Source organism: Gracilimonas sp., from assembly GCF_014762685.1.
GTDB lineage: Bacteria > Bacteroidota > Rhodothermia > Balneolales > Balneolaceae > Gracilimonas.
In genome coordinates, this window is the sequence record NZ_JABURM010000005.1 from 1,639,612 (window position 1) to 1,663,893 (window position 24,282).

The 24,282-nt window shown below is 42.5% G+C and carries 20 protein-coding genes; 11 read left to right on the forward strand and 9 right to left on the reverse strand.

The genetic code is table 11. The annotated features are described in order from the left end of the window. Positions 1 to 18: 18 nt before the first annotated feature. The 4 genes from HUJ22_RS07470 to HUJ22_RS07485 form a co-directional block, all read right to left on the reverse strand. Complete coding sequence (locus tag HUJ22_RS07470; RefSeq protein ID WP_290875790.1) at positions 19 to 3,087, reverse strand: TonB-dependent receptor; 3,069 nt, start codon at positions 3,085 to 3,087, stop codon at positions 19 to 21. Positions 3,088 to 3,327: 240 nt separating this feature from the next. Further along, a complete protein-coding gene (locus tag HUJ22_RS07475; protein WP_290875792.1) occupies positions 3,328 to 3,987 on the reverse strand; it encodes a hypothetical protein in 660 nt (219 codons plus the stop codon). Positions 3,988 to 4,118: 131 nt separating this feature from the next. Beyond that, on the reverse strand, positions 4,119 to 4,814 hold the full coding sequence (locus HUJ22_RS07480; RefSeq protein WP_290875794.1) for a hypothetical protein: 696 nt from the start codon (positions 4,812 to 4,814) through the stop codon (positions 4,119 to 4,121). A gap of 32 nt (positions 4,815 to 4,846) precedes the next feature. Continuing rightward, the gene (locus HUJ22_RS07485; RefSeq protein WP_290875796.1) at positions 4,847 to 6,280 is read right to left on the reverse strand and encodes a GWxTD domain-containing protein; all 1,434 of its coding nucleotides are present in this window, start codon (positions 6,278 to 6,280) and stop codon (positions 4,847 to 4,849) included. A 431-nt stretch (positions 6,281 to 6,711) separates the two neighbouring features. Between HUJ22_RS07485 and lat the strand changes: the two genes are divergently transcribed. Then, positions 6,712 to 8,064 carry an L-lysine 6-transaminase gene (lat, locus tag HUJ22_RS07490; RefSeq protein ID WP_290875798.1) on the forward strand — a complete coding sequence of 451 codons (1,353 nt, stop codon included), beginning with the start codon at positions 6,712 to 6,714 and terminating at the stop codon, positions 8,062 to 8,064. Here the strand turns inward: lat and HUJ22_RS07495 are convergent, their stop codons facing one another. The 4 genes from HUJ22_RS07495 to HUJ22_RS07510 all read right to left on the reverse strand — a co-directional run bounded on the left by HUJ22_RS07495 (position 8,065) and on the right by HUJ22_RS07510 (position 13,516). After that, a complete protein-coding gene (locus tag HUJ22_RS07495) occupies positions 8,065 to 8,784 on the reverse strand; it encodes an SDR family oxidoreductase (protein ID WP_290875800.1) in 720 nt (239 codons plus the stop codon). Between the two features lie 64 nt (positions 8,785 to 8,848). Further along, positions 8,849 to 9,415, reverse strand: coding sequence for a hypothetical protein (locus HUJ22_RS07500; protein ID WP_290875802.1), 567 nt, complete (start codon positions 9,413 to 9,415; stop codon positions 8,849 to 8,851). 306 nt (positions 9,416 to 9,721) lie between these two features. Beyond that, positions 9,722 to 11,959, reverse strand: a complete 2,238-nt coding sequence (purL, locus tag HUJ22_RS07505) for a phosphoribosylformylglycinamidine synthase subunit PurL (RefSeq protein WP_290875804.1) — start codon at positions 11,957 to 11,959, stop codon at positions 9,722 to 9,724. A gap of 285 nt (positions 11,960 to 12,244) precedes the next feature. Beyond that, positions 12,245 to 13,516, reverse strand: a complete 1,272-nt coding sequence (locus HUJ22_RS07510) for an acetyl-CoA hydrolase/transferase C-terminal domain-containing protein (RefSeq protein WP_290875806.1) — start codon at positions 13,514 to 13,516, stop codon at positions 12,245 to 12,247. 298 nt (positions 13,517 to 13,814) lie between these two features. Between HUJ22_RS07510 and HUJ22_RS07515 the strand changes: the two genes are divergently transcribed. The 9 genes from HUJ22_RS07515 (at position 13,815) to HUJ22_RS07555 (ending at position 22,846) form a co-directional block, all read left to right on the forward strand. After that, complete coding sequence (locus tag HUJ22_RS07515) at positions 13,815 to 14,279, forward strand: Rrf2 family transcriptional regulator (RefSeq protein ID WP_290875807.1); 465 nt, start codon at positions 13,815 to 13,817, stop codon at positions 14,277 to 14,279. Next, positions 14,279 to 16,735 carry a heavy metal translocating P-type ATPase metal-binding domain-containing protein gene (locus HUJ22_RS07520; protein WP_290875809.1) on the forward strand — a complete coding sequence of 819 codons (2,457 nt, stop codon included), beginning with the start codon at positions 14,279 to 14,281 and terminating at the stop codon, positions 16,733 to 16,735. Before HUJ22_RS07515 ends, HUJ22_RS07520 begins: the two co-directional genes overlap by 1 nt. After that, a complete protein-coding gene (gene ccoS / locus HUJ22_RS07525) occupies positions 16,726 to 16,908 on the forward strand; it encodes a cbb3-type cytochrome oxidase assembly protein CcoS (protein WP_290875811.1) in 183 nt (60 codons plus the stop codon). The genes HUJ22_RS07520 and ccoS overlap by 10 nt, the downstream gene beginning before the upstream one ends. Beyond that, positions 16,908 to 19,109 (forward strand): cytochrome-c oxidase, cbb3-type subunit I, encoded by a 2,202-nt coding sequence (ccoN, locus tag HUJ22_RS07530; protein WP_290875813.1) that lies wholly within the window; start codon positions 16,908 to 16,910, stop codon positions 19,107 to 19,109. Before ccoS ends, ccoN begins: the two co-directional genes overlap by 1 nt. Before the next feature lie 2 nt (positions 19,110 to 19,111). Next, positions 19,112 to 19,303, forward strand: a complete 192-nt coding sequence (locus HUJ22_RS07535) for a cbb3-type cytochrome c oxidase subunit 3 (RefSeq protein WP_290875815.1) — start codon at positions 19,112 to 19,114, stop codon at positions 19,301 to 19,303. Continuing rightward, the gene (locus HUJ22_RS07540) at positions 19,300 to 19,902 is read left to right on the forward strand and encodes a cbb3-type cytochrome c oxidase N-terminal domain-containing protein (RefSeq protein ID WP_290875817.1); all 603 of its coding nucleotides are present in this window, start codon (positions 19,300 to 19,302) and stop codon (positions 19,900 to 19,902) included. Before HUJ22_RS07535 ends, HUJ22_RS07540 begins: the two co-directional genes overlap by 4 nt. 282 nt (positions 19,903 to 20,184) lie before the next feature. Continuing rightward, complete coding sequence (gene ccoG / locus HUJ22_RS07545; RefSeq protein ID WP_290875819.1) at positions 20,185 to 21,654, forward strand: cytochrome c oxidase accessory protein CcoG; 1,470 nt, start codon at positions 20,185 to 20,187, stop codon at positions 21,652 to 21,654. 4 nt (positions 21,655 to 21,658) lie between these two features. Next, a complete protein-coding gene (locus HUJ22_RS07550; protein ID WP_290875821.1) occupies positions 21,659 to 22,108 on the forward strand; it encodes a FixH family protein in 450 nt (149 codons plus the stop codon). Positions 22,109 to 22,150: 42 nt separating this feature from the next. Beyond that, positions 22,151 to 22,846, forward strand: coding sequence for a sulfite exporter TauE/SafE family protein (locus HUJ22_RS07555; RefSeq protein WP_290875823.1), 696 nt, complete (start codon positions 22,151 to 22,153; stop codon positions 22,844 to 22,846). Between the two features lie 43 nt (positions 22,847 to 22,889). Here HUJ22_RS07555 and HUJ22_RS07560 read toward each other — a convergent pair whose 3' ends face one another. Beyond that, positions 22,890 to 23,594 (reverse strand): HAD-IA family hydrolase, encoded by a 705-nt coding sequence (locus HUJ22_RS07560; protein ID WP_290875825.1) that lies wholly within the window; start codon positions 23,592 to 23,594, stop codon positions 22,890 to 22,892. Between the two features lie 82 nt (positions 23,595 to 23,676). Here HUJ22_RS07560 and HUJ22_RS07565 point away from each other — a divergent pair, with 82 nt between their 5' ends. After that, on the forward strand, positions 23,677 to 24,267 hold the full coding sequence (locus HUJ22_RS07565) for a LemA family protein (protein WP_290875827.1): 591 nt from the start codon (positions 23,677 to 23,679) through the stop codon (positions 24,265 to 24,267). Positions 24,268 to 24,282: the final 15 nt, after the last annotated feature.

Consider the following 24,282-nt stretch of genomic DNA (forward strand, 5'->3'; position numbering starts at 1 on the left):
GATTGTCTAATTTTTTAATTAAAACTGGATTTCAATACCGGCATTAACCTGACGCTCTGTTGGGTAAGAAGCAGCTGTCAAGTTGTTGTAGATATCATTTGGACTAAAGGCAACTTCCGGATCGTACCATGGCCATGCAGTCCAAGTTACCAGGTTCACAGCAGATGCAAAGAATGTCACATTATTCAAGCCAACTTTCTGCGTAAATCTGTCTGGAAGACTATAATTCAGAGAAATGTTTTTCAGGCGAATGTAACTTGCATTATAAATAGAAGCTGTACTTAACTGAGTACGGTAATTTGCTGTTTCAGGATATTGAGGTCCAAAACCTATGGCATGAGGATAATGAGTTATATCACCCGGCTCTTTCCATCGATCGTTGACTTCTGTAGAAAGCTGCATCAGGAAGTCAGGCGTTCTGGTGAAATAGTAATCGGTATTTGGGAATGCCCATTGGCCAAAACTGAACTGGAAGAATGCATCCAGGCTCAATCCTTTGTAACTGATCGTATTTCCAAAACCACCCACGATATTTGCAACGCCATCTTTGTACTCTACAGCATCAGTAGCGTTTGTTGGGGTGTAGGTAATGTTTCCATCCGCATCGTACCACATTGGACGACCGTCGGCAGGGTTAACACCGGCCCAGCGAACAACCTGAATCAAACCGATTGGCTTGCCTTCTTGCAAACTGTTAAATGTTCCGTCTTCACGAATTGGCTCACCGTCAGGCAATTCCAAAATTTCGTTATCAGAGAAAGACACGTTGAAACGCGACTGCCATCTGAATCCGGAACGAACCACATTCACTGAATTCAATTCAAACTCGATACCTGTGTTACGAACCTTACCGATGTTTTCAGTGATACTTCCGTACCCGCTATCGCTAGGCAGTGGTCGATCGAACAACAGTTCAGTATTATCTTTTCGGTAAGCATCTATAGCACCATACAGACGACCATCAAAAAATTCGTAGTCAAGCCCGATGTTTAATTCCCGTGCTTCTTCCCATCCAAGATTAGCATTAGCTAACTGGGTAGGACGTAAACCGGTAGAACCCAGATAAGAACCGCTTGCGGAATACAGACCACGTGAAGCAAAGTTACCGATGGCTGAGTTACCTGTAGTACCATAACCGGCACGCAGTTTCAACTCATTGATCGCTTCTACATTCAGGAAGTCTTCTTCAGTGATTCTCCAACCAACTGAAACAGAAGGGAAGAAACCCCAGCGTGTTTCCTGACCGAAACGAGAGTTACCGTCATATCGGGCAACAACGTTCAGGATGTACTTCTCATCATAGGTATACTTGGCATTACCGAAGTAACTTGCTTGTCTCCATTCGCTGTTAATACCTGCAGCAGTAGTAGGAGTAGAAGTTGCGGATAATACCGTAAAGAATGGCCCGGGAAGTCCGTCGCCTCTTGTTACCTGGCTTTCAGAGTAATTAGAACGGTACTCCGTTCCAACAAAACCGGATACAGCATGAATACCGTCAAAGGTCTGGGTGAAATTAGCAAGCAGGTTACCCTGGTAGTTTTCCACATTACGATTTGCAAAGCTGATCCATCCATTCTGTGAAGGAGCGGCAATAGCTGATCTGTACTGCTCATCCTGAGTGTTACGATAATCAACATTTACGCTACTGTTGAATGACAGCCAGTCGTTAGCCTGATACTGCAATCTGATAGAACTCAGAATCTGGGTTACCGTATTTTGACGATCTACTTCATTTTTAACTACAGCAGGATTAAATGGCTCTCCAAAACGCGTGTTTGGGTTATATGAACCATCAGCGAGGTATGGGAAACTCATAGGAGCCTCGAACATAGCCTGTGAAGGAGGACAGTTAATAAAATTACCATCCTGACATACACCACCCTGACCTGATCTGGAAAGATTAAGCCTTATGCCTGTTCTCCAGTTTGGTGCTAACTCGTGGTCAATATTTGTACGCAGATTCAGACGGGTAAAGTCAGAATTGAAGGCTGTACCTTCTGTGCTTTCGTAACCACCGGAAAGACGGAAGCTTGTTGAAGAGTTACCGCCTGCAGCAGAAATATTATACTTCTGGGTTACGCCATCAGAAAAGATAAAGTCCTGCCAGTCGGTATTGGCTAATTCACCTGGATTATTAGGATCTTCACCGAAGAATCCTAACAAGAAATCTCTCCTATTATCTATATAGGCAGAAATGTCAGCTCCATCTTCACTTACATCAGTTTCACCAAATAAAAATGCCCGGCCTTCTCCAAGATATTGAACATACTCTTCAGAGTTAATGTAATCTACATTTCTTGCAAGGCTTCTAATACCGGTCTCGGTACGAGCGGTGATCTGAGTTGGTCCGGCACTACCCTGTTTAGTGGTGATAATAACAACACCTGCAGCTGCCTGTGCACCGTAAATAGCAGCAGAAGCCGCATCCTTAAGTACCTCAATAGACTCAATGTCACTTGGGTTCAGGGTATTAAGCGGTGACGTACTAGCCTGTGAAGAAAGCTGAGAAAATGAAATTTGCACGCCGTCAACAATATATAGAGGCTCAGTAGCCGCGTTAATAGACCCGTTACCACGGATGTTTACACGGAAAGCACCACCCGGGTTACCGGAAGTAGTAGTAATGTTTACACCGGCAGCACGACCCTGTAGGAGGGATTCTGTATTCTGCAGTGATACATTTTCCAGTTCTTGTGAGGATACCGTAGTAATGGAACCTGTTACTTCTCGTTTCTGCTGTACGGCATATCCGGAAACAACAAATTCATCAAGACCAACAACATCAACGCTTAATTCAACGTTACGTGTTACGGTTCCTGAACCGATCTGAACAACTTCGTTTACTGTTACGTAACCAACATAACGGAATGAAACAGTATAAGTTCCGGCATCAATTCCGGAAATAGTATAGTTACCATCAAGGTCGGATTGGGTACCTCTGTTAATGGATTCGATATAAACAGTTGCACCGATCAACGGGTCTCCTGTTTCAGCATCTGTAATTTGCCCTGTTAAAGTGCCGCTTTGTGCATATGCACTAGCCGACAATAACAAAGCAAATACTGTAAATAGTAGCTTTTTAAACATAATAGCTTTGGTTTGGATTATGGGTTAAGACAAATAATAATATGTAACAACTAAGTTAGGTCAAATGTTATTTATAATAAACTTCAAAAACAAAAATATAATTAGCTAAACACCCTTAATTAATGTTAAAAAGTATAACTCAGTTCAGTGCTAATTAACCAGTAAAGCACAGTGATATTTAAGCAAGTAATTTGTTATCTCCCATTGACTTAAAAGATGAATAAAATCCCGGCAAATCCTTTAAGAAAAAGGACTCTTGCTTAAAATTTGCTCAAATACCTCATCTAAAAGCTGTTGAAAGAGCATTTTTCTTTCCAAAACTGTGTATCTTTTCACTGAATTGACCTTACCCCAGGCAGCCGGCTGACCGGCCTGATTATCCCATATCAGGTACTTGGTTTCAAACTTCAGCCTTGTTTCAGTTTCCATCTCGTGTCCGGCATAGTTACCGCCCCCTGTCTCAATACTGTACATTTGGTAATTGAACTGATCGAGGATCAATGTAAAGCGGGTATTTATTTCAGGACTTGTCAGTGAGGTATTTTCCTTTGGGGCCAGAATCTGAAACGTATCCCCTGATTTTAGCGGAAGCTCTTTCAGTTCAAAATTCTCCCCTTCCAGATGGGGTGCGGTAAGAATTTCCTTAACGTCAGCCTGTGTATTTCTTTCAATAAAAGAAGGGAGATATTGCTCAAAGGTACCGTCTTGATCATTCTCCAACTTACCAAAAGCGTAACCCGGAAAATATTCAAAAAACACCTCTGCCTGAATAGGTAATATACTTATTGTGGCACGCTGCTCAGGCTCCTGGTACTCGGAAGCCAAATATTGATTTGAAGTGGCAGTACATGAAGTAAAAAGGTATAACAAAGGTACAGTAACTAATAGTATTGGCTTCATTATCTGTAATAATATTCCGCTTGATGAAATTGACAAAAAAAACGACAGCCTCTTTAATTTACTATCGTTTTGAAATATTGCTTAAAATAAACGACTTACCAATAAATAAGAAACAGGTTTAACAGAATTTATTATGAGCTCAGTTCATTGTATTTTCGTACCGCTTTAGCAACATCATCCGGATCGGACATATCAAGATCATTTTGCTCTATATAATTTTCCACTTCTTTATTGCCTTCAAAATAACGCATCACTCTTTTATCGTTAAGTCTTCTAATACTTGAAACCTCATCGCCACGCTTAAAATAATATCGCTCATTTTTTGAATATGAAGCCTGCTTGGTTGCTGTACTATAGCTTGAGCTGGCATTTTCGTTAAAGCTTACCTCATGTTTTATTAAAAAGGTAAGTGGTCCTTCCGCGGCCACTTCCACGAACTCATCCCCCTTAAGTCGCCGGGATTCAAAACCTCTTTTAAAAGTGTGGTCTTCGCCATCTATTCGGAGCGTGAACTGCTTGATGTTTGCAGGGGAAATGGCATAGGTCTCATTGTCTGATTTATATTCGATTCTTTGTTCATAGATATTATAATTCATATTTAATCCTGAAGCATAGCTGCCACTATATAACTCAAAAGAACCATTTGTAAAGTCCTCAGAAACATACGGACTGCCGGAAACCTCCGTCTTTTGTATAGTAGGGATCACGTTACGAGACACCATATCTTTGATATCATTTTCATCAATACGGTCCTGTGCTGCCACAAAAGCAGGCAATACCATTAACAAAAGAATAAGCGATATAGATAATTGTTTAACTGTTTTCATTGTACCTTTAATTTATAATTGCTCTTTATTGTTCAGAGATCTACAGTGAGAATACTACCGGTTCTCCATCTTTGTTTTTGACGGTATTCCAAGGTATGGTAATAAATTTTCCTTTGAAGAATATAGTTATCAAATGGAAAGTACTTGCCCTTTATATCGGATACTCTAAATAAATAATTTCTTTCGGGATCATCCAAATTGTATGTATAGGACAGTATCACCCTGCTGTTAAATACATCGTTTACACTCCAGGGTGGACCAAATAAAATATATACCATCCCCAGGTCCGTTTTCCAGCCTTCCTTGTAATTCGAAAATTGCTTGTTTGCCTCTTCCACCCGATGGTAATAAAGTGATATAACTTCTTCCGCCAGGTTTGAGTTTTTTATATTGGATAGCCAAAACCTGTCCATAGCCATTTTGAGTGAATCTTCATTCTCAATTGACATTAACTGTTCATATTCTTTATCCGTCATTATATAAGCAAGCGGTTCTGCCATTTGACGGGTGGTCTTAACTGCAGGATAAAATTCAGGTTTGATTCCAAATTCCCTTCCTCCTTCAGTACGTAATCCATGTTCTCCTTCAATAAATATCTCAAGCCGATAATTACCCAGATCCAGTTCACCATAGGAGTACTCTATAAATATGTAACCATTTTGATTAATCGTCCGAGAACCTGACTGAAGGATCTCAAACTCATCATATTCAATCCCCTGATACCGGATACTTGATCTTGGATAATTCTGAATACTCATTGGCCAGGCTATGGTAGTATCAGCATAGAATTTTTTAAGGTTGGATCTGATATTAATTGGAAAGCCCGTACTATTATTGACCTGAATCATGAATTTTAAAGAATCCAGGTTAGCAGGCACGTCATAGGTTGTAACCGGAACAAATTCAGCCCCATCTACAGAGGTTTCTTTACCAAAAATCTGCACCTCAGAAATCGATACAATTTTTTCGTCAATATCTTCAATATTTGCAGTGCTGGTTCTTACCATTTGCTTCTCGGAATTGACATCGGTAACCGTGACCATGATCTCGTATTCTCCGGGATTGACTTCAAAAAGTTCAGTAAACCTGAAAAGATCCTGACTATAAATCACTGAATTCTTCTCTGAGGTGAGAGATTCTGAGAACGAGTTTTCAGCAACTAGTTTGTCCTCTTCAATATCTGTGATAACAATATCAATGGTAATATCAGCTTGTAAATCACCATCGTCGTTTTGTTTGTAGATAAGCCCCCCATAAACCACATCACCCGATACATTAATGATTGGTATCCCTTGTTCATTATAGTAGCGGGTCGTAGAAAGCCTCAGCTCAGGAAAACCTGCGGTATATTCATACCACCCACCCCGCTTTACATTATTTATATAGCTATCAGAACAAGATATGCTAAAGAAACCTGCACAAAGTATGCCGATCAATATTAATAAGTAAGTATTAGACCTAAGCATTTTGTTAATGACAATTAATAATCTGAAATACACCTATAATTTAAACTAAATGAACTATACAATATTATAACAACACTAAAGCGAAGACTTGCCAAATTATTGTATCAAAAAGTAGCATGGTTATATTTTTGCTGAAAATAGGAAAGGGACCACTGAAAAAAGAACAAAATAATTTCAGTTAATCCTTGATATCGGTTGGTATTCAAGTCTTATATCTAAGTCTTCTGATTCATCTCAGAGGTTTTTTTATTTAACTATGTTTGTTGCGTTTCGCCTCGTTTTATCTGTATTCCTTTTTAACCCTGCTTCTCGCTCTCGCCCCACCCTTTAAATTCTCGTTTCTAACTTTAGTGAATTTAAACGCTATTGAGCTACAAATAGCGATTTGGTAGATTTATTTAGAAAGTGAATTCAATTATCCGGAGTTACCAATGCGAGATACAGTGACTATTACCCCTGAAAACGTTCGATCAGTTTTAAGCAAGCACATGCTTACCGATGGCTATGAAATGGTCCTTGATCTGGAGGAAAGTGAAGGAGCCTATTTGTACGATTCAAAATCAGGAAAACGCTATCTCGATTTTTTCACTTTTTTTGCCTCCAATCCGCTGGGCATGAATCACCCCAAATTAGCGGGGGATGATGACTTCATGGCGAAATTAGGAAGAGTAGCTGTCAATAAGCCCTCCAATTCTGATATCTACACAAAAGATATGGCCGAGTTTATGGAGTCGTTCGATCGGGTAGGAATTCCGGATTACATGCCCTACTCTTTCTTCATTTCAGGTGGGGCCCTTGCTGTAGAAAATGCCCTAAAAGTAGCTTTCGACTGGAAAGTTCAAAAGAATTTTGAAAAGGGATACCGGGAAGAAAGAGGACATAAAGTACTCCATTTTGAAAAAGCTTTTCATGGACGATCAGGTTATACCCTTTCCGTCACTAACACCGTACCCAATAAAGTAAAATATTTCCCGAAGTTTGACTGGCCAAGAGTGATCAGCCCTGCCATGACCTTTCCTGCTACTAAAGAAAACATCGCCGAGACAGAAGCTCTGGAAAAACTGGCTATTGCCCAGGCCGAACGCTATTTCGAGATATATAAAGATGACATTGCCTGCATCCTGATCGAACCTATTCAGGGCGAAGGCGGTGACCGGCATTTTCGTCCGGAATTTCACCAAGCACTTCGTGATATGGCTGATACCCATGAAGCCCTTCTTATCTATGATGAAGTGCAAACCGGTGTAGGTATGACCGGCAAGTTTTGGGCACACGAACATTACGTAAAACCGGATATCCTTGCTTTTGGGAAAAAAGCACAGGTGTGTGGAATTCTTGCAAATACCCGCGTAGATGATGTTGAAACCAACTGCTTCCATGTCTCCTCTCGTATCAATTCTACCTGGGGCGGTAACCTGGTGGATATGGTTCGTTTCGGACGGATACTGGATATCATTGAGGAAGACAACCTGGTTGAAAATGCCGCTAAAGTTGGAAATTATCTTCAAACCCGATTGGAAGCTCTGACGGATAAGCATGAATATTTTACCAACCCAAGAGGAAAAGGATTGTTCTGCGCCATTGATCTACCCAATGCACACGCCCGGGATCACGTGATCAAAGAATGTGTTAATAATGGCCTGATGATCCTTGCTTGCGGCCCGAATACGGTTCGTTTCCGTCCGCCGCTCACCATCACCCAAGAACAGATCGACGAGGGACTGGATATCCTGGAGAAAGCTTATCTGACCAAATTAGATGAGTGCCCGGTTGTTGGTGGTTGATCAAACCAACTGATGACTCTCCGGCTGAATAACCACTTCATTCAAAACAGAACCTGAAGGCTGATTCACCGTGTAGAAAACGGCATCGGCAACTTCCCCGGGAGTGAGCATCATCTCTTTTTTGACACGCATGTTCACACGTTCGTCATCCCAGAAGGGGGTATTAACTCCGCCTAAATAAAGGAGTGAGAATTTAGTCTTGCCACGTCTCTGCTCCTCGATCAATGCCTTGGTAAATCCCTGAATGGCAAATTTTGAAGCCGCATAAACGGAGGTATTTTTCATCACAAACTTGCCCATGGTTCCCGGAAACATAACCACTGAGGTAGACTCTTCTTCTTTCATGTGTTTCATCACGGTTTGGGTGACAAGAAAAGTACCATACACATTTACGTCGATAATTTCTTTGGCATCGGCGGGATCGATGTCCATAAAAGGCTGAATAATTCCTTGTCCAAAAGCATTGATGAGTACGTCGATCTTACCTAATTGATTTTCAATTTCAGAGGCCATTCTTTCCAGAGCCTCGGGATCAGTCGCATCTGTTTCGATAGCAAAAGCCTCTCCTCCATTATCATTGATCTCTTTAGCTATTTCTTCCGCCCTTGGCTTGTTACGCGCAGCTAAAACCACTTTAGCTCCTTCTTTTCCGAACTTTTTTGCTGTAGCGGAGCCTATACCGCCGGAGCCTCCGACGATGAGTACAATTTTACCTTTCATGATGTAACGTCTTTCTTGATGAATAGTCACAGCATAAAAGCTTCAAAAGAAAAATTTCGTTCCGTTAATCTACTTTTCTGTAGAAAATTCGCCAATTCAAATTCCAGTTCTTACCCCCATCAAAGGATGATTCCCAATCCCATTTCAGGGAATCCGAAGTGATATCGTAGAACAACATTCTTTGGGTGAACAGGGTGTCTGCCCCCCTCTCTTGTACATCCGTTTGGAAGATGCGGTTAGTACCGTCAATTTTTCCGGTAAAGTTAAAATATCCGCCTTGGTTATCTGCCCAGGCTTGTTTCCAGATATTGGTTCGGGGATTATAAACTGAAATGCTGGTTCCCATAAATCCTTTCATCTGTCCTTCATTCACCCGGAAGTTTTCCCGAATCACTTTACCATCCAGTGTTTTTTCAATGAAGTTGGTACCACGACCTGTTGCACCGTTGGCTTCTTCCCAAGATACTTCCCACCGGCCCAGCCAAAAATCAAAATAGGCTTCCGGCTCGATGGTTAACTCGTTAGTGGATTGTTCTTCAGCAGATTCTTGAGATTTCTTTTCCTGACATCCGGAGATCAAAAACGAAATAGATAAAAGTAAAGAAAGGCTATATGCGGAAAGTGATTTCATGATTCCGTGATTGGTTAATTCCCAGCCATACAATACTAAAAGCTTGATTCTAAAGTTTCAAAGATTTTAAGCCCTTAAAAAAGAGTGGTTGTCGAGTCCATCAGTTCCCTCTCTCTGGATTATGGCAAGCCAAATCCTGTCTCTCTCCGAAGAGAGACAAATTCTAAATAGTTCAAACAACTCAGGCTTCATTTAAGACTTTTGCGTTTGGTAAAAAATCTGTGTCCCTTTGGAGGGACCGATTAGAAAGTTGGCTCGTCCAACTTTCTAATCAGGGAGGATAGTGCCAAAGCCAACCATATCACATCAACCCGCCATTGCTTTGGGAATCACGCTTTCATAGATCTCTTCAGATTCTGAAACATCCAGCGAAATAAGATCTTTGATTTCCAGCCTATCTCCTTTCACCACGCCCAATTCATATAACGGAACACCCGCTTCTTTAAAGTGGTGTTTCACAGTTTGAAGTTCAGCAGCCGGAATGGTGATAACCACTCCGGACTGAGCCTCGCTGAATAAAACTTCATGCAGGGTTCCGGTCAAGGTATCCAATGAAAGCTCAGCACCTTTCTTGCCAAAGATAGCCATTTCGGTAAGTGCTGTGGCAAGTCCGCCGTCAGAAAGATCGTGAGCAGCAGTTACCAATCCTAATTTGATTGCAATGAGTAAAGCTTCCTGCAGCTTCACTTCAAAATCCAAGTCGATCTCGGGAGCATCTCCGGTGGTAAGTCCGTGTATGGTTTTCAGATATTCGCTTCCGCCCAATCCTTTTCGATCAGCACCGATGTAGATCACAACATCCCCTTCATTTTTAAAGGCCGGAGTGGTCACATGTTTCTCCACATCCTCGATCACCCCAAGCATTCCGATGATCGGTGATGGAAAAATGGCACTATTTGGATTTTCATTGTAAAAACTCACATTACCACCGGTTACGGGCGTGTTAAGAGCGCGACAAGCATCACTCATTCCACCTAAAGCTTCTTTAAAGGTCCAATACACTTCCGGCTTGTACGGATTTCCAAAATTCAGACAATTGGTTATTGCCATCGGCTTTGCACCGGAGCACACTACATTTCTGGCCGATTCAGCTACGGCAATCTGCCCTCCTTTCCGGGGATTCAAATACACATATCGCCCATTACAATCGGTTTTGGCTACCAATCCTTTTTTGGTTCCCTTAATACGGATCACCCCCGAATCAGAAGCACCAGGGCCTGTTACCGTATTGGTTCGAACCATGGTATCATATTGCTCGTGCACCCATCTTTTGGATGCAATGTTTGGTGAACCAAGTAATTTCTTCAGGGTTTCGGTATGAGACTCCGGATGATCGATAGAGTTGATATCAAAGCTCTGAACTTCTTCCAGGTACGCCGGTTTCTTAGTTTCACGAATATACTGAGGAGCTCCTCCACCCAAAACCAGATGCTTGGCCGGGATTTCAGCTTTAATCTCTCCGTCTTTCCAGTAGGTCACTTTATCTCCCTCAACAACCTCGCCAATTACCACTCCGTGCAGGTCCCACTTTTCATAAACATCTATCACTTCCTGCTCGCGGCCTTTCTCAGCCACGATCAACATACGCTCCTGACTTTCGGAAAGCAGTAATTCGTAAGCGGTCATACCATCTTCCCGCGCCGGCACTTTATCGAGATCAACTTTCATTCCTTCGCCGCCCTTGGCCGTCATCTCAGAAGTGGAACAGGCAATACCGGCTGCTCCCATATCCTGCATTCCGATCACAGCGCCGGTCTTTAACACTTCAAGACTGGCTTCCAGTAATAATTTTTCGGTGAAGGGATCTCCCACCTGAACACTTGGCCGTTTCGCTTCGCTTTCTTCACTGATTTCTTCAGAAGCAAAGGTCGCTCCGTGAATACCATCACGGCCGGTACTGGCTCCCACAATGATCACCGGATTCCCAATTCCCTTAGAAATAGCTGAAGCTGTTTCGCCTTCCTTCACCAGGCCGATGCTCATCGCATTTACCAATGGGTTACCTTCATAGCTTTCATCAAAACAAACTTCCCCGGCAATCACAGGAACGCCAAATGAGTTTCCATAGTCGCCGATTCCGCGAACTACACCATCCAACAAATACCGAACGCGTGGGTTCTCCATGCTTCCAAAACGAAGTGAATTCAAGCTCGCCACCGGGCGTGCACCCATCGTAAAAATATCGCGGTGAATTCCGCCCACTCCTGTTGCGGCTCCCTGGTATGGCTCAATTGCAGATGGATGATTATGGCTTTCGATCTTGAACGCACATCCAAGACCATCTCCTAAATCCACCAAACCGGCATTTTCTTCTCCGGCTCCAACCAGCAGGTTTTCACCTTCGGAAGGAAGTTTTTTTAGTTCAACAATGGAGTTTTTATAGGAACAATGCTCACTCCACATTACCGAATACACGCCCAATTCCGTAAAGGTAGGCATCCGGCCAAGCCGGGATTTTATCATTTCAAATTCTTCTTCGTTTAGGCCGTGCTCGAGTGCAAGTTCGAGATTTACTTCAGGTTCCTGAATAGTTGTTTGAGACATTCCGATGGAGTAGTTGAGCTTTTTTGTTATGATAAAATCAAAGGTACGATTATTTGAGAAAAGGCTCTAATGGATTGAAAGGAAATTCGTGATTCGTTTAATGGTTTATTGGGAGGAATTCGAATTGCATCACGGCCCTCTCTCTGGATTATGGTAAGCCAAATCCTGTCTCTCTCCGAAGATAGACAGGTTCATGCCATCATAAAAGCACTAATCTGCAAATGCAATTTTGCTAATTCACCAAAACCGTTCTGCATTCAAGATTGGATGTTCCCTGTTCGATGTTCAACCCCCAAACCGTTCAGCAATTGCTTTATCCAATTCTTGCCGGTGATCCGGATGTGCGATATCAACCAAGGCTTTGGCCCGTTGCCCCAGGTTTTTGCCATACAAATTGGCCACTCCGTATTCCGTAACCACATAATGCACATGGGCTCGCGTAGTAACAACTCCGGCTCCCTGCTTCAAAAATGGCACAATACGGCTAATTCCTTTATTGGTTGTGGAGGGAAGGGCAATAATAGGTTTCCCCCCCGGAGACAGCGAAGCCCCGCGAATAAAATCCATCTGTCCGCCTACACCGGAATAATGATAAGTTCCGATAGAATCGGCACAAACCTGCCCGGTTAAATCTACCTCCACCGCACTGTTGATGGCCGTCACTTTGGGATTTCTGCGAATGACTGCTGTATCATTTATATAGGCAATATCAAGCATGGCAACAGCAGGATTGTCATCTATAAAATCATAGGTTTTTCGGGACCCCATTACAAATCCACTGACAATTTTACCCGGGTGAATTTTCTTTTTCTTTCCATTGATGATCCCTTTTTCCACAAGCTCTATCACACCGTCGGAAAACATCTCGGTATGAACCCCCAGGTTTTTATGGTTAGTCAAACTCTTCAAGACTGCATTCGGAATCGCTCCGATTCCCATCTGCAAGGTCGCCCCATTATCAATCAATTCTGCACAATATTGACCAATCCTTAGCTCCGCCTCATCCGGTTCCGGTACTATTTGCTCAGGCAATGCATCTTGTACTTCAACCAATGCATTTATTTTACTGACATGAATAAGTCCGTCACCGTGGGTCCTGGGCATATTGGGATTCACCTGAGCTATCACATACTTAGCTGTTTGAACTGCAGCAACAGTTGCATCCACGGATACTCCCAGAGAGCAATACCCGTGTTTATCGGGCGGGGAAACGTGAATCAGTGCCACATCTAATGGCATGATGTTATTGCGAAACAAGTGTGGGACTTCACTTAAAAAAACCGGTACGTAATCTCCCCTCCCTTCATTAATTGCCTTTCGAACATTTGCTCCCACAAATAAGGCGTTTACAAAAAAACTATCCTTATATTCAGGATCGGCATAGGGCGCCGGGCCTTCCGTATGTAAATGTACTACCTCTACATTTTTTAATTCTGAATGTCGGTCAGCCATAGCTTTAACAAGCTGAACCGGGGTAGCCGAGACTCCATGTACAAATACCCGGTCTCCGGACTTAATAAATTTTACGGCCTCTGCTGCTGTTTTATAAGTACTCATAGTTCTTTCATTGATGGATTATTCTAAACAATTATAACCTTCCATTGTGAATTTTTATTTAAGAGATTGCTCTGTTTTTAAAGCTGGAATAGAACACAGATTAAGCAGGTAGTCACTGATTTTTTTAGCCACGAAATCTCTAAAACACGAAGTGATTTATAGGTTCCCATAAGTGAAGGATTTCAATCCTTCTTTCAGTTAGAAAATTAATCTTCCTCTCCTGTTGATAGTTTTTCGAAATCCCCTTAAAATCTAATATCGATATTAGAATTTGAACATTAGATTTAAAGCTTAGTCTATGAGGTTAATTTCACAGGGGGCACAGTATGCTATATCAGCAATTATAGCTATTTCCAAGCATGCAGGTGACGGTGCCATTTCAGCCTCTCATTTATCGAAGTCTTTGAATTGCCCCACGGCCTACCTCTCTCAAATTTTGGCAAAGTTAAAAAAACCGGGTATTCTAAAATCGCAACGCGGACTGAATGGCGGAGTGTATCTTGCTAAACCTATCCATGAAATTACTATGATGGATGTAATTGCAGCCATTGACGGAACTGAGTTTTTTGATAAATGCTTTATGGGCATTGAAGGCTGCGGTAATATAGAGCCCTGCCCTTTTCATGAGTTTTGGTCGGTTGAGCGAAAAAAAATTGAGCAGTGGCTTAAGGATACAACTTTTGCAGAAGTTGATGAAAAAATGAGCCAAGCTTGGTTTGATTTACGCTTGCAGTTTTCAAAAGGGCTTCCTTCATTAAGATAATGGATACAGCTACTGCAATCATATCAACAGATATATGCTACCACTGTGGTGAAGACTGCTACTCAGAGACGGTCCATTTTGATGATAAATCTTTTTGTTGCCTCGGTTGCCAAACAGCCTACCGGGTTTTAGATGAAAGCGGACTTTGCAATTATTATGATCTGGATGTAAGTCCGGGTATTAATTTAAAAGATACCAAACACCGTGCCCGGTTTGATTATTTGGAAGATCAGGAAGTAATTGAACGTATTTCTGATTTTAAAGCACAGAACCGCATTTCCATTTCACTGTATGTACCCAATATCCACTGTACTTCCTGTGTATGGTTGCTGGAAAATCTACAAAAACTGGATTCCGGCATTCTCCAAAGCGGGGTGAACTTTCTAAAGCGCGAACTTACCCTTCTTATTGATACCGATAAAACTTCCCTCCGGAATGTAGTGGAACAACTTGTGACCATTGGCTATGAACCGGAAATCCGTCTTGAAAAACTAGATTCTAAAACTGAGAAATCTCATCAAAACAGGTCGCTTTGGCTGAAAATGGGAGTGGCGGGATTTGCCTTTGGGAATATTATGCTGTTCAGCTTTCCGGATTATCTGGATATTACCGGCAGCGGACTTGGAGGTAAATTCCACATTTTCTTTGGAGCATTGAATATCATTCTTGCTCTTCCCGTTTTGTTTTACAGCAGCAGTGATTATTTGAAATCTGCTTTTGCGGCTTTAAGTCAGCGCGGGATCAATTTGGATGTACCGATTTCCATCGGGATCATCGCTTTATTTAGCCGAAGCGTATACGAAATTACCACCATGACCGGAACCGGCTACATGGATTCCTTCACCGGCCTCATTTTCTTTTTATTGATTGGGAAACTGGTTCAGCAAAAAACATTTAACCGCCTTTCCTTTGACCGCGATTATCGCTCCTATCTGCCCATTGCCGTAAATGTGATTGATAAGAATGGATTCGAGAGATCTGTCTCTTTGGATAAACTGATGCCCGGCAAACAAATGCGTTTGCGAAACCAGGAATTGGTTCCCTGTGACGCCGTATTGCTTTCGGAAGAAGCATTCATGGATTATAGTTTCATCACCGGTGAATCAGAACCGGTTTCAGTAAAAAAGGGAGAACGAATTTTTGCAGGTGGTCGATTAATTGGAACTTCTGCTTTAATGAGAACCAAAGAAAAAGTTACCAACAGCTATCTCACTAAACTTTGGAATCATGAAGCTTTTCAGAACAGCCCAAAAGAGCTAAAGTTGACTACCTTCGCCGATAAGATCAGTCCGTATTTTACTATTGCTGTTTTGGGGGTCGCCTTTTTTTCAGGTCTATACTGGTTGCAGGCTGCCGGAATGGAACCCGCTCTTTCCGTATTTACGGCAGTATTAATTATTGCATGTCCTTGTGCACTGGCTCTTTCCACTCCTTTCACTCTCGGCTCTGCTCTTAATGTACTTTCGCTTAACGGCCTGTTTGTCAAAAATCATTTACTGATCGAAAATTTATCTAAAGCTACATCCATTGTATTTGATAAAACCGGAACCCTCACTAATTCAGAAGCTACAGAAATTCAGTTTTATGGAATTGAACTTTCCAAAGAGGAACAAAAATGGGTGAAGTCTACTTGCAGGAGTTCTATTCATCCATTGAGCCGAAAAATAAGCACCTATTTTTCTGAGCAAACTTCTGCAAATGCTGAAGACTTCCATGAAATTCCCGGTAAAGGTATTTTCGCTGTTATTGATGGGCATGACATCGTTCTTGGGTCCCGGTATTTTCTAGCAGAACAAACCGGACTGAAAATTACAGAGATTCCAAAAACCAATTTTTCAGGCTCAACCGCACATCTTGTCATAGATGGAGTTTATAAAGGTTTTTTTGGAGTATGCGCCGGATTAAGAACGGGCACTTCCGGACTTCTCAACTCCCTCAAACAAAAATTTCAAACCTACTTGATATCCGGAGACAACGAGAACCAAAAGAATGAATTCTTCGAATATTTTGGTGTAAACGGTTCCCTGCTATTTAATCAAAACCCGGAAGAGAAGCTTGAATTTATCACGTCTCTCCAAAAAGAAAATAGCCGGGTAATAATGGTTGGTGATGGATTAAACGATGCCGGAGCGCTTAAAAAATCTGATTTCGGCATTGCACTATCGGATGATGTGAGCTCCTTCTCTCCCGCTTGTGATGCCATTTTAGAAGGCACCTCCCTTCACAAACTCAACGACTTTATTCATTTCTCCAAAGCCAGTATGAACATCATCATTGCCAGCTTTGTGCTTTCGCTTTTATATAACACCATTGGGTTGGGCTTTGCCATTACCGGGCATTTATCCCCCCTGGTAGCTGCTATCTTGATGCCGCTGAGTTCTATCAGCGTAATGGTGTTCACCTTTTTAACCACACGATTTTTTGCACGCAAACGAGGGCTGGCTATATGGAAGTGATCTACATGCTTATCGGCTTCAGCCTGATCGTAGCCTTAATTTTTCTCGCTTTGTTCATCTGGGCGGTTAAATCCGGGCAGTTTGACGATCAATATACACCCTCTTTACGCGTGCTTTTCGACAATAAAAAATCTACAAAACAAACAAATAACAATAAAAACCGGGATGAGTAATGTCATCATTAGAAACCTTTCATTACGATAACGAAACGGTCCGTAAATTCGGAATAGCCACCATTCTTTGGGGGCTTATTGGGTTTATCGTTGGGCTCACCATTGCCCTGAAATTAATTTGGCCGGATTTTCTGGGCTTTATACCGGAACTCAGTTATGGGCGACTCCGTCCTCTTCACACCAATGCGGTAATCTTTGCCTTTGCCGGAAACGCCATCTTCTACGGAGTGTATTATTCGCTTCCGCGATTATGTAAAACTTCCATGTGGAGCCGAAAACTCAGTGATATTCACTTTTGGGGCTGGCAAGCCATTATTGTATCTGCTGTATTAACCCTTCCTTTTGGCTTCAACACCAGTAAGGAATATGCCGAGCTGGAATGGCCTATTGATATTGCCATTACCATTATTTGGGTGATCTTTGGCATCAACATGATCATGACGATCATGAAACGGCGAGAGAAACATCTGTATGTGGCTATCTGGTTTTATATTGCCACCTTTGTGACGGTTGCTGTTTTACATGTGGTGAATTCCTTTGAGATGCCTGCGACCTTCCTGAAAAGCTATCCGGTTTATGCCGGTGTTCAGGATGCCCTGGTTCAGTGGTGGTATGGTCATAATGCCGTGGCTTTTTTCCTGACAACTCCCTTTTTGGGGATTATGTATTACTTCATCCCAAAAGCGGCAAACCGACCGATTTTTTCTTATCGATTGTCCATTGTCCATTTTTGGTCATTGATCTTTATTTATATCTGGGCAGGACCTCACCATTTGCTTTACACTGCGCTTCCGGGGTGGGCTCAGGCACTCGGTACGGTTTTCAGTTTGATGCTGATAGCGCCAAGCTGGGGTGGTATGCTGAACGGTCTGCTTACCCTTCGGGGTGCCTGGGATAAGGTTCGAGAAGATCCGGTTCTAAAATTCCTGGTGGTAGGTGTTACCGCTTACGGTATGGTGACATTTGAAGGACCAATGCTCTCCATTGCCAACGTGAATGCTATTGCTCATTATTCCGATTATATCATCGGTCACGTACACAATGGTGCGTTACTCTGGAATGGCGGTCTGACCTTTGCGATGTTATACTACATCACCCCAAGAATTTACAAAACCAAGCTGTACTCTGTTAAGCTGGCAAACGTCCATTTTTGGTTTGCCACAATGGGAGCTGTCTTCTACGTCATCCCGATGTATTGGGGTGGGATTACTCAAAGTTTGATGTGGAAAGAATTTACTTCTGAAGGACTTCTTCAGTATCCAAACTTTCTTGAAACGGTGACGCAGATCATCCCAATGTATGCACTGCGTGCCGTGGGCGGAACACTGTTTATCATTGGAGCTACCATAGGTTCTTACAACCTTTATAAAACTGCACGACAAGGTTCTTTTGAAGCGGATGAAGTGGACGAGGCACAACCCATTATTGATCCGGCTTCCGGACACAAAGAAAGCTGGCACCGTCGGCTTGAGGGGCGCCCTTTGCAACTTACCGCACTTACTTTGGTGGTAATTTTAATCGGCGGAATTGTAGAATATGTACCTACCGCTTTGGTCAAATCCAATGTACCGACCATTGCCAGTGTAAAACCATATACACCTCTGGAAATTGAAGGCCGGGATATTTACATCGCCGAGGGTTGCAATAACTGTCACTCACAAATGATCCGCCCGTTCCGTTCCGAGACCGAACGCTACGGAGAATATTCCAAAGCCGGAGAATTTGTGTATGATCATCCATTTTTATGGGGATCTAAGCGTACCGGTCCTGACCTTCACCGTATTGGCGGCAAATATCCGGATAGCTGGCACGTTCGTCATATGTACGACCCAACTTCCACTTCGCCCGGATCCATTATGCCGGCTTATCCCTGGATGTTTACCGACGACATGGATAAAGAAAGTATTCCAAATCGCATCAATGCACTCCGGAAAGTAGGAGTGCCATATGCAGAAGGATATGAAGACCTTGCCATTCGTGATTTAGAGGCACAAGCTGAACAAATTACCCGGAGTCTTCATGAGAATGGGTTTGGTCAAATTGACGGCATTGAGATCACTTCTGACAAGCAGATCATCGCCATCATTGCCTATATGCAGCGTCTGGGTATCGATATTCAAGGGAATGTAAATCCCTGGGAAAATCTCCCTTCAAGCGATCGAATTCGAGCTAATTTTACACCACAGCAGGAGGATGAATAGTCATGTATAAAAACGTAATGCGTGCTATAGAAGACATCGGCATTTATCCCAGTATCTCCCTGATCCTGTTCTTCGGATTTTTCGTGGGACTGATCATTTACCTAATCGTAAAGGGAAAAGGATATTGGGATGATGCCGCCCGTCTCCCCCTCGAAGATGATGACAACACGAACTTCAAACATTCAGAACAATGAAAATATTTGACGACGAAAAAGACCTGCTGATGGATCACGAGTATGACGGAATTCGTGAGCTGGATAATCATATGCCCACTTGGTGGCTTTGGCTGTTTTACTTTACGATCGCTTGGGCTGTTGGATATATGGTATACTACTATATGCTTGGCGGGCCAACTCAAGAAGAATTGTATGAGCAGGAAATGGCTGCTGCGGCTGAACAATATGGCATCGAACCGGAAGGTGAAGAAGGCGGTGAGGCCGAAGCTTCTGATTTTACCTGGGCTTTCCTGGAAGATCAGGAACGCATTGAAGAAGGACGTGAAATCTACATGAGCAATGGAAACCTTTGCTTTACCTGTCACGGTGCCAACGGAGAAGGCATGGTTGGCCCTAACCTTACTGATGACCTTTGGATTCATGGCTGCAGTCCGGAAAACATCGCAAATGGCATTATTCAAGGATATCCGGACCGAGGCATGATTCCATATGGAAGCGGATCAAGACTTTCGGATGAGAAAGTACAAAGCCTGATTAGCTATATTGCTTCCATTCAGGGAACCGAACCGGCCAATGCCAAAGCTCCTGATCCACGCGCAGAACCTTGTAGTTTGTAAAGTGAAAAGTGAGAAAGTGATGAAGTAGGCCTTTACAACTCGTTTCCACACTAGTGCAAGCGGACGCTTGTGCGGTGTTTAATAAAAAGGATGTAGTTTAAACTTTGGTCCAAGCGGACGCTTGAACCAGTTTTGAAGCGAGTATCAATTGTTGAATGAAGTACAAAAATATTACAGGCTTACTTCATCACTCATCACTTTATCACCAAAAAATTCACATAATCCTTAAATAATAGTTGTAAGATTCGCCAGGATTGAGAGAAATATGAGGTTGAACAAACAATGGCAAATTTAGAAGAAGAAAAGAGAATTGATCAAGCCCAATTTCGAGACCACCTCTCCACCGTTAACGAGGATGGAAAGCGAAACTGGATCTTTCCAAAAAAACCGAGTGGACGATATTATACCGCGCGAAACATACTGGCTGTTTTTTTACTTGCTTTCTTTTTTTCCGGGCCGTTTATCACCATAAACGGAAACCCGTTATTGTTACTGAATATACTGGAACGCAAGTTTGTAATTTTTGGTGTGGCTTTCTGGCCGCAGGACTTTCACCTGCTGTTGCTGGGATCGCTTGTCTTCATTCTATTTATCGTCCTCTTTACAGCTGTTTTTGGAAGGCTTTTTTGCGGATGGGCATGTCCTCAGACTATTTTCATGGAAATGGTATTTCGAAAAATTGAATACTGGATTGAAGGAGATTCCGCTGCTCAAATTCGATTGAACAGAGCTCCCTGGGATTTTAAAAAACTCCGAAAAAAAGTAACCAAGCATACTATTTTCTTCGGAATGGCTTTCCTGATTTCTAATATGTTCCTCGCTTACATCATCGGGAAAGATCAACTTTTTGAAATTATCACTGACCCGCCTTCCGAACATATTGCCGGACTCAGTTCTATGATTATTTTTAGCGGGCTGTTCTACGGTGTATTTGCATTTATGCGTGAACAGGTGTGTCATTTTGTGTGTCCTTATGGAAGAATGCAATCTGTACTGCTCGATAATAATTCCATCAACGTAATGTACGATTATGTGCGTGGTGAATCCCGGGCCAGCATAAAGGACCGGTATCAACTGGAAAACCGCAAAGCGACCCTTGAAGATTTAGGTTTCAGTGCCAATGAAACTTTCGGTGATTGCATTGACTGTTATCAGTGTGTAAAAGTGTGCCCAATGGGTATTGATATACGAAATGGCACTCAGCTCGAATGCGTACATTGTACCGCTTGTATTGATGCCTGTGATTCTGTGATGGAAAAAATCGACAAACCTCGAGGTTTAATTCGTTATTCTTCAGAAAATGCCATTCGCGAGGAAAAGCAAAAAGTCTTTACCCCCAGAGTAGCCGGTTATTCAGGAATTCTGTTGATCTTGCTCACTACGTTCATCACCCTACTGACACTTCGTCCCGATACTGAAACAACCATTTTACGTGAACCGGGAACGCTTTATCAGGAACTGCCCGATAACCGATATGCCAATATTTACAACGTGAAGATCCTGAATAAAACCTTTAATGAGATGCCTGTGGAAATCCGCCTTGAAAGCCCTGAAGGTGAAATCGTTTCATTAGGATCGGTTGATTCCATTCAGCCCCAAAACTCTGCTGAAGGCAGGTTTATGGTTCAGCTTTACCAAGAAAACCTGAGCGGTTATCAAACCGAACTTACCTTTGGTATTTACTCAGGAAATGAAAAACTTGAAACGGTAACTTCCGGATTTTTAGGTCCGGGCAATTCTACTAATAATTAATCCTATGAAGAAGTTTAACTGGGGAACCGGCATCTTTTTGGCCGTTACTTTATTTGTGATCGCGACCTTAAGTGTGGTCAGCTATCTCATCAGTCTCGATTTTTACCTCGTCTCCAACGACCATTACGAACAGGGTGTAGAGTATCAGGAAACCATCGACGGTCAACAAAGAGTCAAGAATCTGGATAATCCGGTATTGGTACTTTTTGATGAACCCTCTGTATCCATTAAAATTACCTTCCCAAAAGAGTTGCGTTCCGATTCACTTTCAGGCAGTGTTACTTTCTACCGTCCCAACGATTCAGAGCTTGATCGAAAATTCAAGCTTCAGATTGATGAAGACGGCCGGCAGACCATCCCTGTATCTGATTTTGAAAAAGGCCGATGGAAGCTGACACTTGAATGGAAACAAGATTCGCTAGTCTACATTAATGAGAAAAATATTTTTATCTGATTGAATATTAATGAGCGGTTTAGCTAGTAGAAATGCATTGCAATGCGCTTCTACTGGCTGGCTCTGCGTTGCAACACTATGGAACTTTGGACCGGATTTACATTAGGATTATTGGGCAGCTTCCACTGCATAGGAATGTGTGGACCTATTGCCCTTAGCATACCCGGTGAAAACCGCTCTCCTTCAGCTATGTTATTTCGGGGAATACTGTACAACTCAGGCCGGGTCTTCACCTATGCCTTTCTCGGGTTTGGTTTAGGAATTCTAGGTATGGGCGCTACGGTTGCTGGATACCAGAATATACTCTCCGTTCTTTTAGGGGCACTGATCGTGTTCTTTGCTCTGTTTCCCCACATTAAGCTTCCGGAAAAATTCAGAAAAGTTTATGGAAATTTTCAAAAGATAATCAGCTCGAATATTGCCACGCTATTCAAAGAAAGTTCTACCTCCTCTTCATTTATCATTGGGCTTTTGAATGGGTTCCTTCCCTGCGGGTTTGTGGTTACGGCCTTGGCCGTTGCCCTTGTTACCGATACCGCATTGCATAGCTGTATCTATATGGCATTGTTTGGATTGGGTACACTTCCTGTGATGCTAATGATGAATATGGCTCCGGGTTTTATCTCCCCAAAAATGCGGTCTAAACTCCGGCCTTTTTCTACTTATTTCGCAATTATTATTGGCTTATTGCTAATTTGGCGTGGATTTATGGTAGGTGATGGGGTGATGGGCCATTGATGATATTTACTTCTTGTACCAAACCGGGCGAATGCAATTCGCCCTACCGTAACTTCAATGCCTTCAGAAGATCATCGAAATTATCAAAAATAAGATGAGCTAATTTGTGACCTTGTTCAATAGGGGTTTTCGTATACCAAGCTACTTTCCAGTTGGCTTTGGAGCCGCCAACTACGTCAGAGGTAAAGGAATCACCCACGTATAAAATATCTTCCCGGTTCACCCCGGCTAGCTCCGTGGCATGATCAAAAACTTTGGGATGCGGCTTCATCTCTCCTACCTCTTCCGAAATGACAATATGTTTGGCAGTTTCTTTCAGGTTGAACCGATCTATCTTCAGCCATTGTGTCTCAGCAAACCCATTGGTAATGATACCGACTTCAAAATTTTGAGCGATCTTATGATAGGATTCACTTGCACCATCCAGCCACTCCCAGTGATTCCTATAATAATTCATATAAACCTTTCCGGCTTCATCATGCATATTCTCATCAACTCCCAGGTCCCTGAATGTCTCTTGAAAGCGTCGCTGATGCAATTCATGCCGATCAATTTCTCCCCTTCCGTATTCCTCCCACAATCCCTTATTTATATGATGATAGGTATCCAGTAATTGCTTTTCTGAAATTCCGTTGAACATGTCGAAATGTTCGTGAACATCCCGAAGTCCGGCCTGTTCTGCCTTTTTGTGATCTAAAAGGGTGTCGTCTAAGTCAAAATAGATGAATTTCGGATTCAGTTGTGACAATGGAATAGTTTTTGATTATTGTTGAACCTAAAGATAGTTACCTTCGTAAGAGGGTCACAAATAAACCACAAAATCTTTACTCATGAAAGCAAAATTTTTAATCATTATCGGAGTGCTTGCACTCATCGTTTTTTATGGAATCAGTGTTAATAACAGTTTGGTTACAGCCGAGGAAGGCGTAAATGCTGCCTGGGCGCAGGTTGAAAATCAATATCAACGTAGAGCCGATCTTATTCCGAATTTAGTGAATACCGTTCGCGGTGCTGCCGATTTTGAATCCGAAACATTACAAGAAGTCATCGAAGCGAGAAGCAGGGCTACTTCTGTAAATATTGACGCTAACGACTTGAATAACCCTGAAGCTTTCCGGCAATTCCAGGAAGCTCAAGGCCAATTGAGCGGAGCCTTATCTCGATTACTCGTAACGGTAGAACGATATCCTGAACTTCAGGCTAACCAAAATTTCAGAGATCTGCAAGCACAGCTGGAAGGTACTGAAAACCGTATCTCAACTGAGCGCATGAGATTTAATCAGACCGCCCAGGAATTCAACACTGAGATTCGACAATTCCCAAAAAGCATGTTCGCTTCTATGCTCGGCTTCGAGCAGAAAGAATATTTTCAGGCTGATGAAGGAGCAGAGCAAGTCCCCGAAGTAGATTTCAGTAACTAATTTTAAATAGATATT

What these genes read in the sequence shown, in the direction of transcription:
- HUJ22_RS07500 (WP_290875802.1), bottom strand. Translation starts at nt 9,415, where the DNA reads ATGAAATCACTTTCCGCATATAGCCTTTCTTTACTTTTATCTATTTCG.
- HUJ22_RS07475 (WP_290875792.1), bottom strand. Translation starts at nt 3,987, where the DNA reads ATGAAGCCAATACTATTAGTTACTGTACCTTTGTTATACCTTTTTACT.
- HUJ22_RS07515 (WP_290875807.1), top strand. Translation starts at nt 13,815, where the DNA reads ATGAGGTTAATTTCACAGGGGGCACAGTATGCTATATCAGCAATTATA.
- HUJ22_RS07480 (WP_290875794.1), bottom strand. Translation starts at nt 4,814, where the DNA reads ATGAAAACAGTTAAACAATTATCTATATCGCTTATTCTTTTGTTAATG.
- ccoS (WP_290875811.1), top strand. Translation starts at nt 16,726, where the DNA reads ATGGAAGTGATCTACATGCTTATCGGCTTCAGCCTGATCGTAGCCTTA.
- ccoG (WP_290875819.1), top strand. Translation starts at nt 20,185, where the DNA reads ATGGCAAATTTAGAAGAAGAAAAGAGAATTGATCAAGCCCAATTTCGA.
- HUJ22_RS07535 (WP_290875815.1), top strand. Translation starts at nt 19,112, where the DNA reads ATGTATAAAAACGTAATGCGTGCTATAGAAGACATCGGCATTTATCCC.
- HUJ22_RS07550 (WP_290875821.1), top strand. Translation starts at nt 21,659, where the DNA reads ATGAAGAAGTTTAACTGGGGAACCGGCATCTTTTTGGCCGTTACTTTA.
- purL (WP_290875804.1), bottom strand. Translation starts at nt 11,959, where the DNA reads ATGTCTCAAACAACTATTCAGGAACCTGAAGTAAATCTCGAACTTGCA.
- HUJ22_RS07485 (WP_290875796.1), bottom strand. Translation starts at nt 6,280, where the DNA reads ATGCTTAGGTCTAATACTTACTTATTAATATTGATCGGCATACTTTGT.
- HUJ22_RS07540 (WP_290875817.1), top strand. Translation starts at nt 19,300, where the DNA reads ATGAAAATATTTGACGACGAAAAAGACCTGCTGATGGATCACGAGTAT.
- HUJ22_RS07555 (WP_290875823.1), top strand. Translation starts at nt 22,151, where the DNA reads ATGCGCTTCTACTGGCTGGCTCTGCGTTGCAACACTATGGAACTTTGG.
- HUJ22_RS07565 (WP_290875827.1), top strand. Translation starts at nt 23,677, where the DNA reads ATGAAAGCAAAATTTTTAATCATTATCGGAGTGCTTGCACTCATCGTT.
- lat (WP_290875798.1), top strand. Translation starts at nt 6,712, where the DNA reads ATGCGAGATACAGTGACTATTACCCCTGAAAACGTTCGATCAGTTTTA.
- HUJ22_RS07470 (WP_290875790.1), bottom strand. Translation starts at nt 3,087, where the DNA reads ATGTTTAAAAAGCTACTATTTACAGTATTTGCTTTGTTATTGTCGGCT.
- HUJ22_RS07520 (WP_290875809.1), top strand. Translation starts at nt 14,279, where the DNA reads ATGGATACAGCTACTGCAATCATATCAACAGATATATGCTACCACTGT.
- ccoN (WP_290875813.1), top strand. Translation starts at nt 16,908, where the DNA reads ATGTCATCATTAGAAACCTTTCATTACGATAACGAAACGGTCCGTAAA.
- HUJ22_RS07495 (WP_290875800.1), bottom strand. Translation starts at nt 8,784, where the DNA reads ATGAAAGGTAAAATTGTACTCATCGTCGGAGGCTCCGGCGGTATAGGC.
- HUJ22_RS07510 (WP_290875806.1), bottom strand. Translation starts at nt 13,516, where the DNA reads ATGAGTACTTATAAAACAGCAGCAGAGGCCGTAAAATTTATTAAGTCC.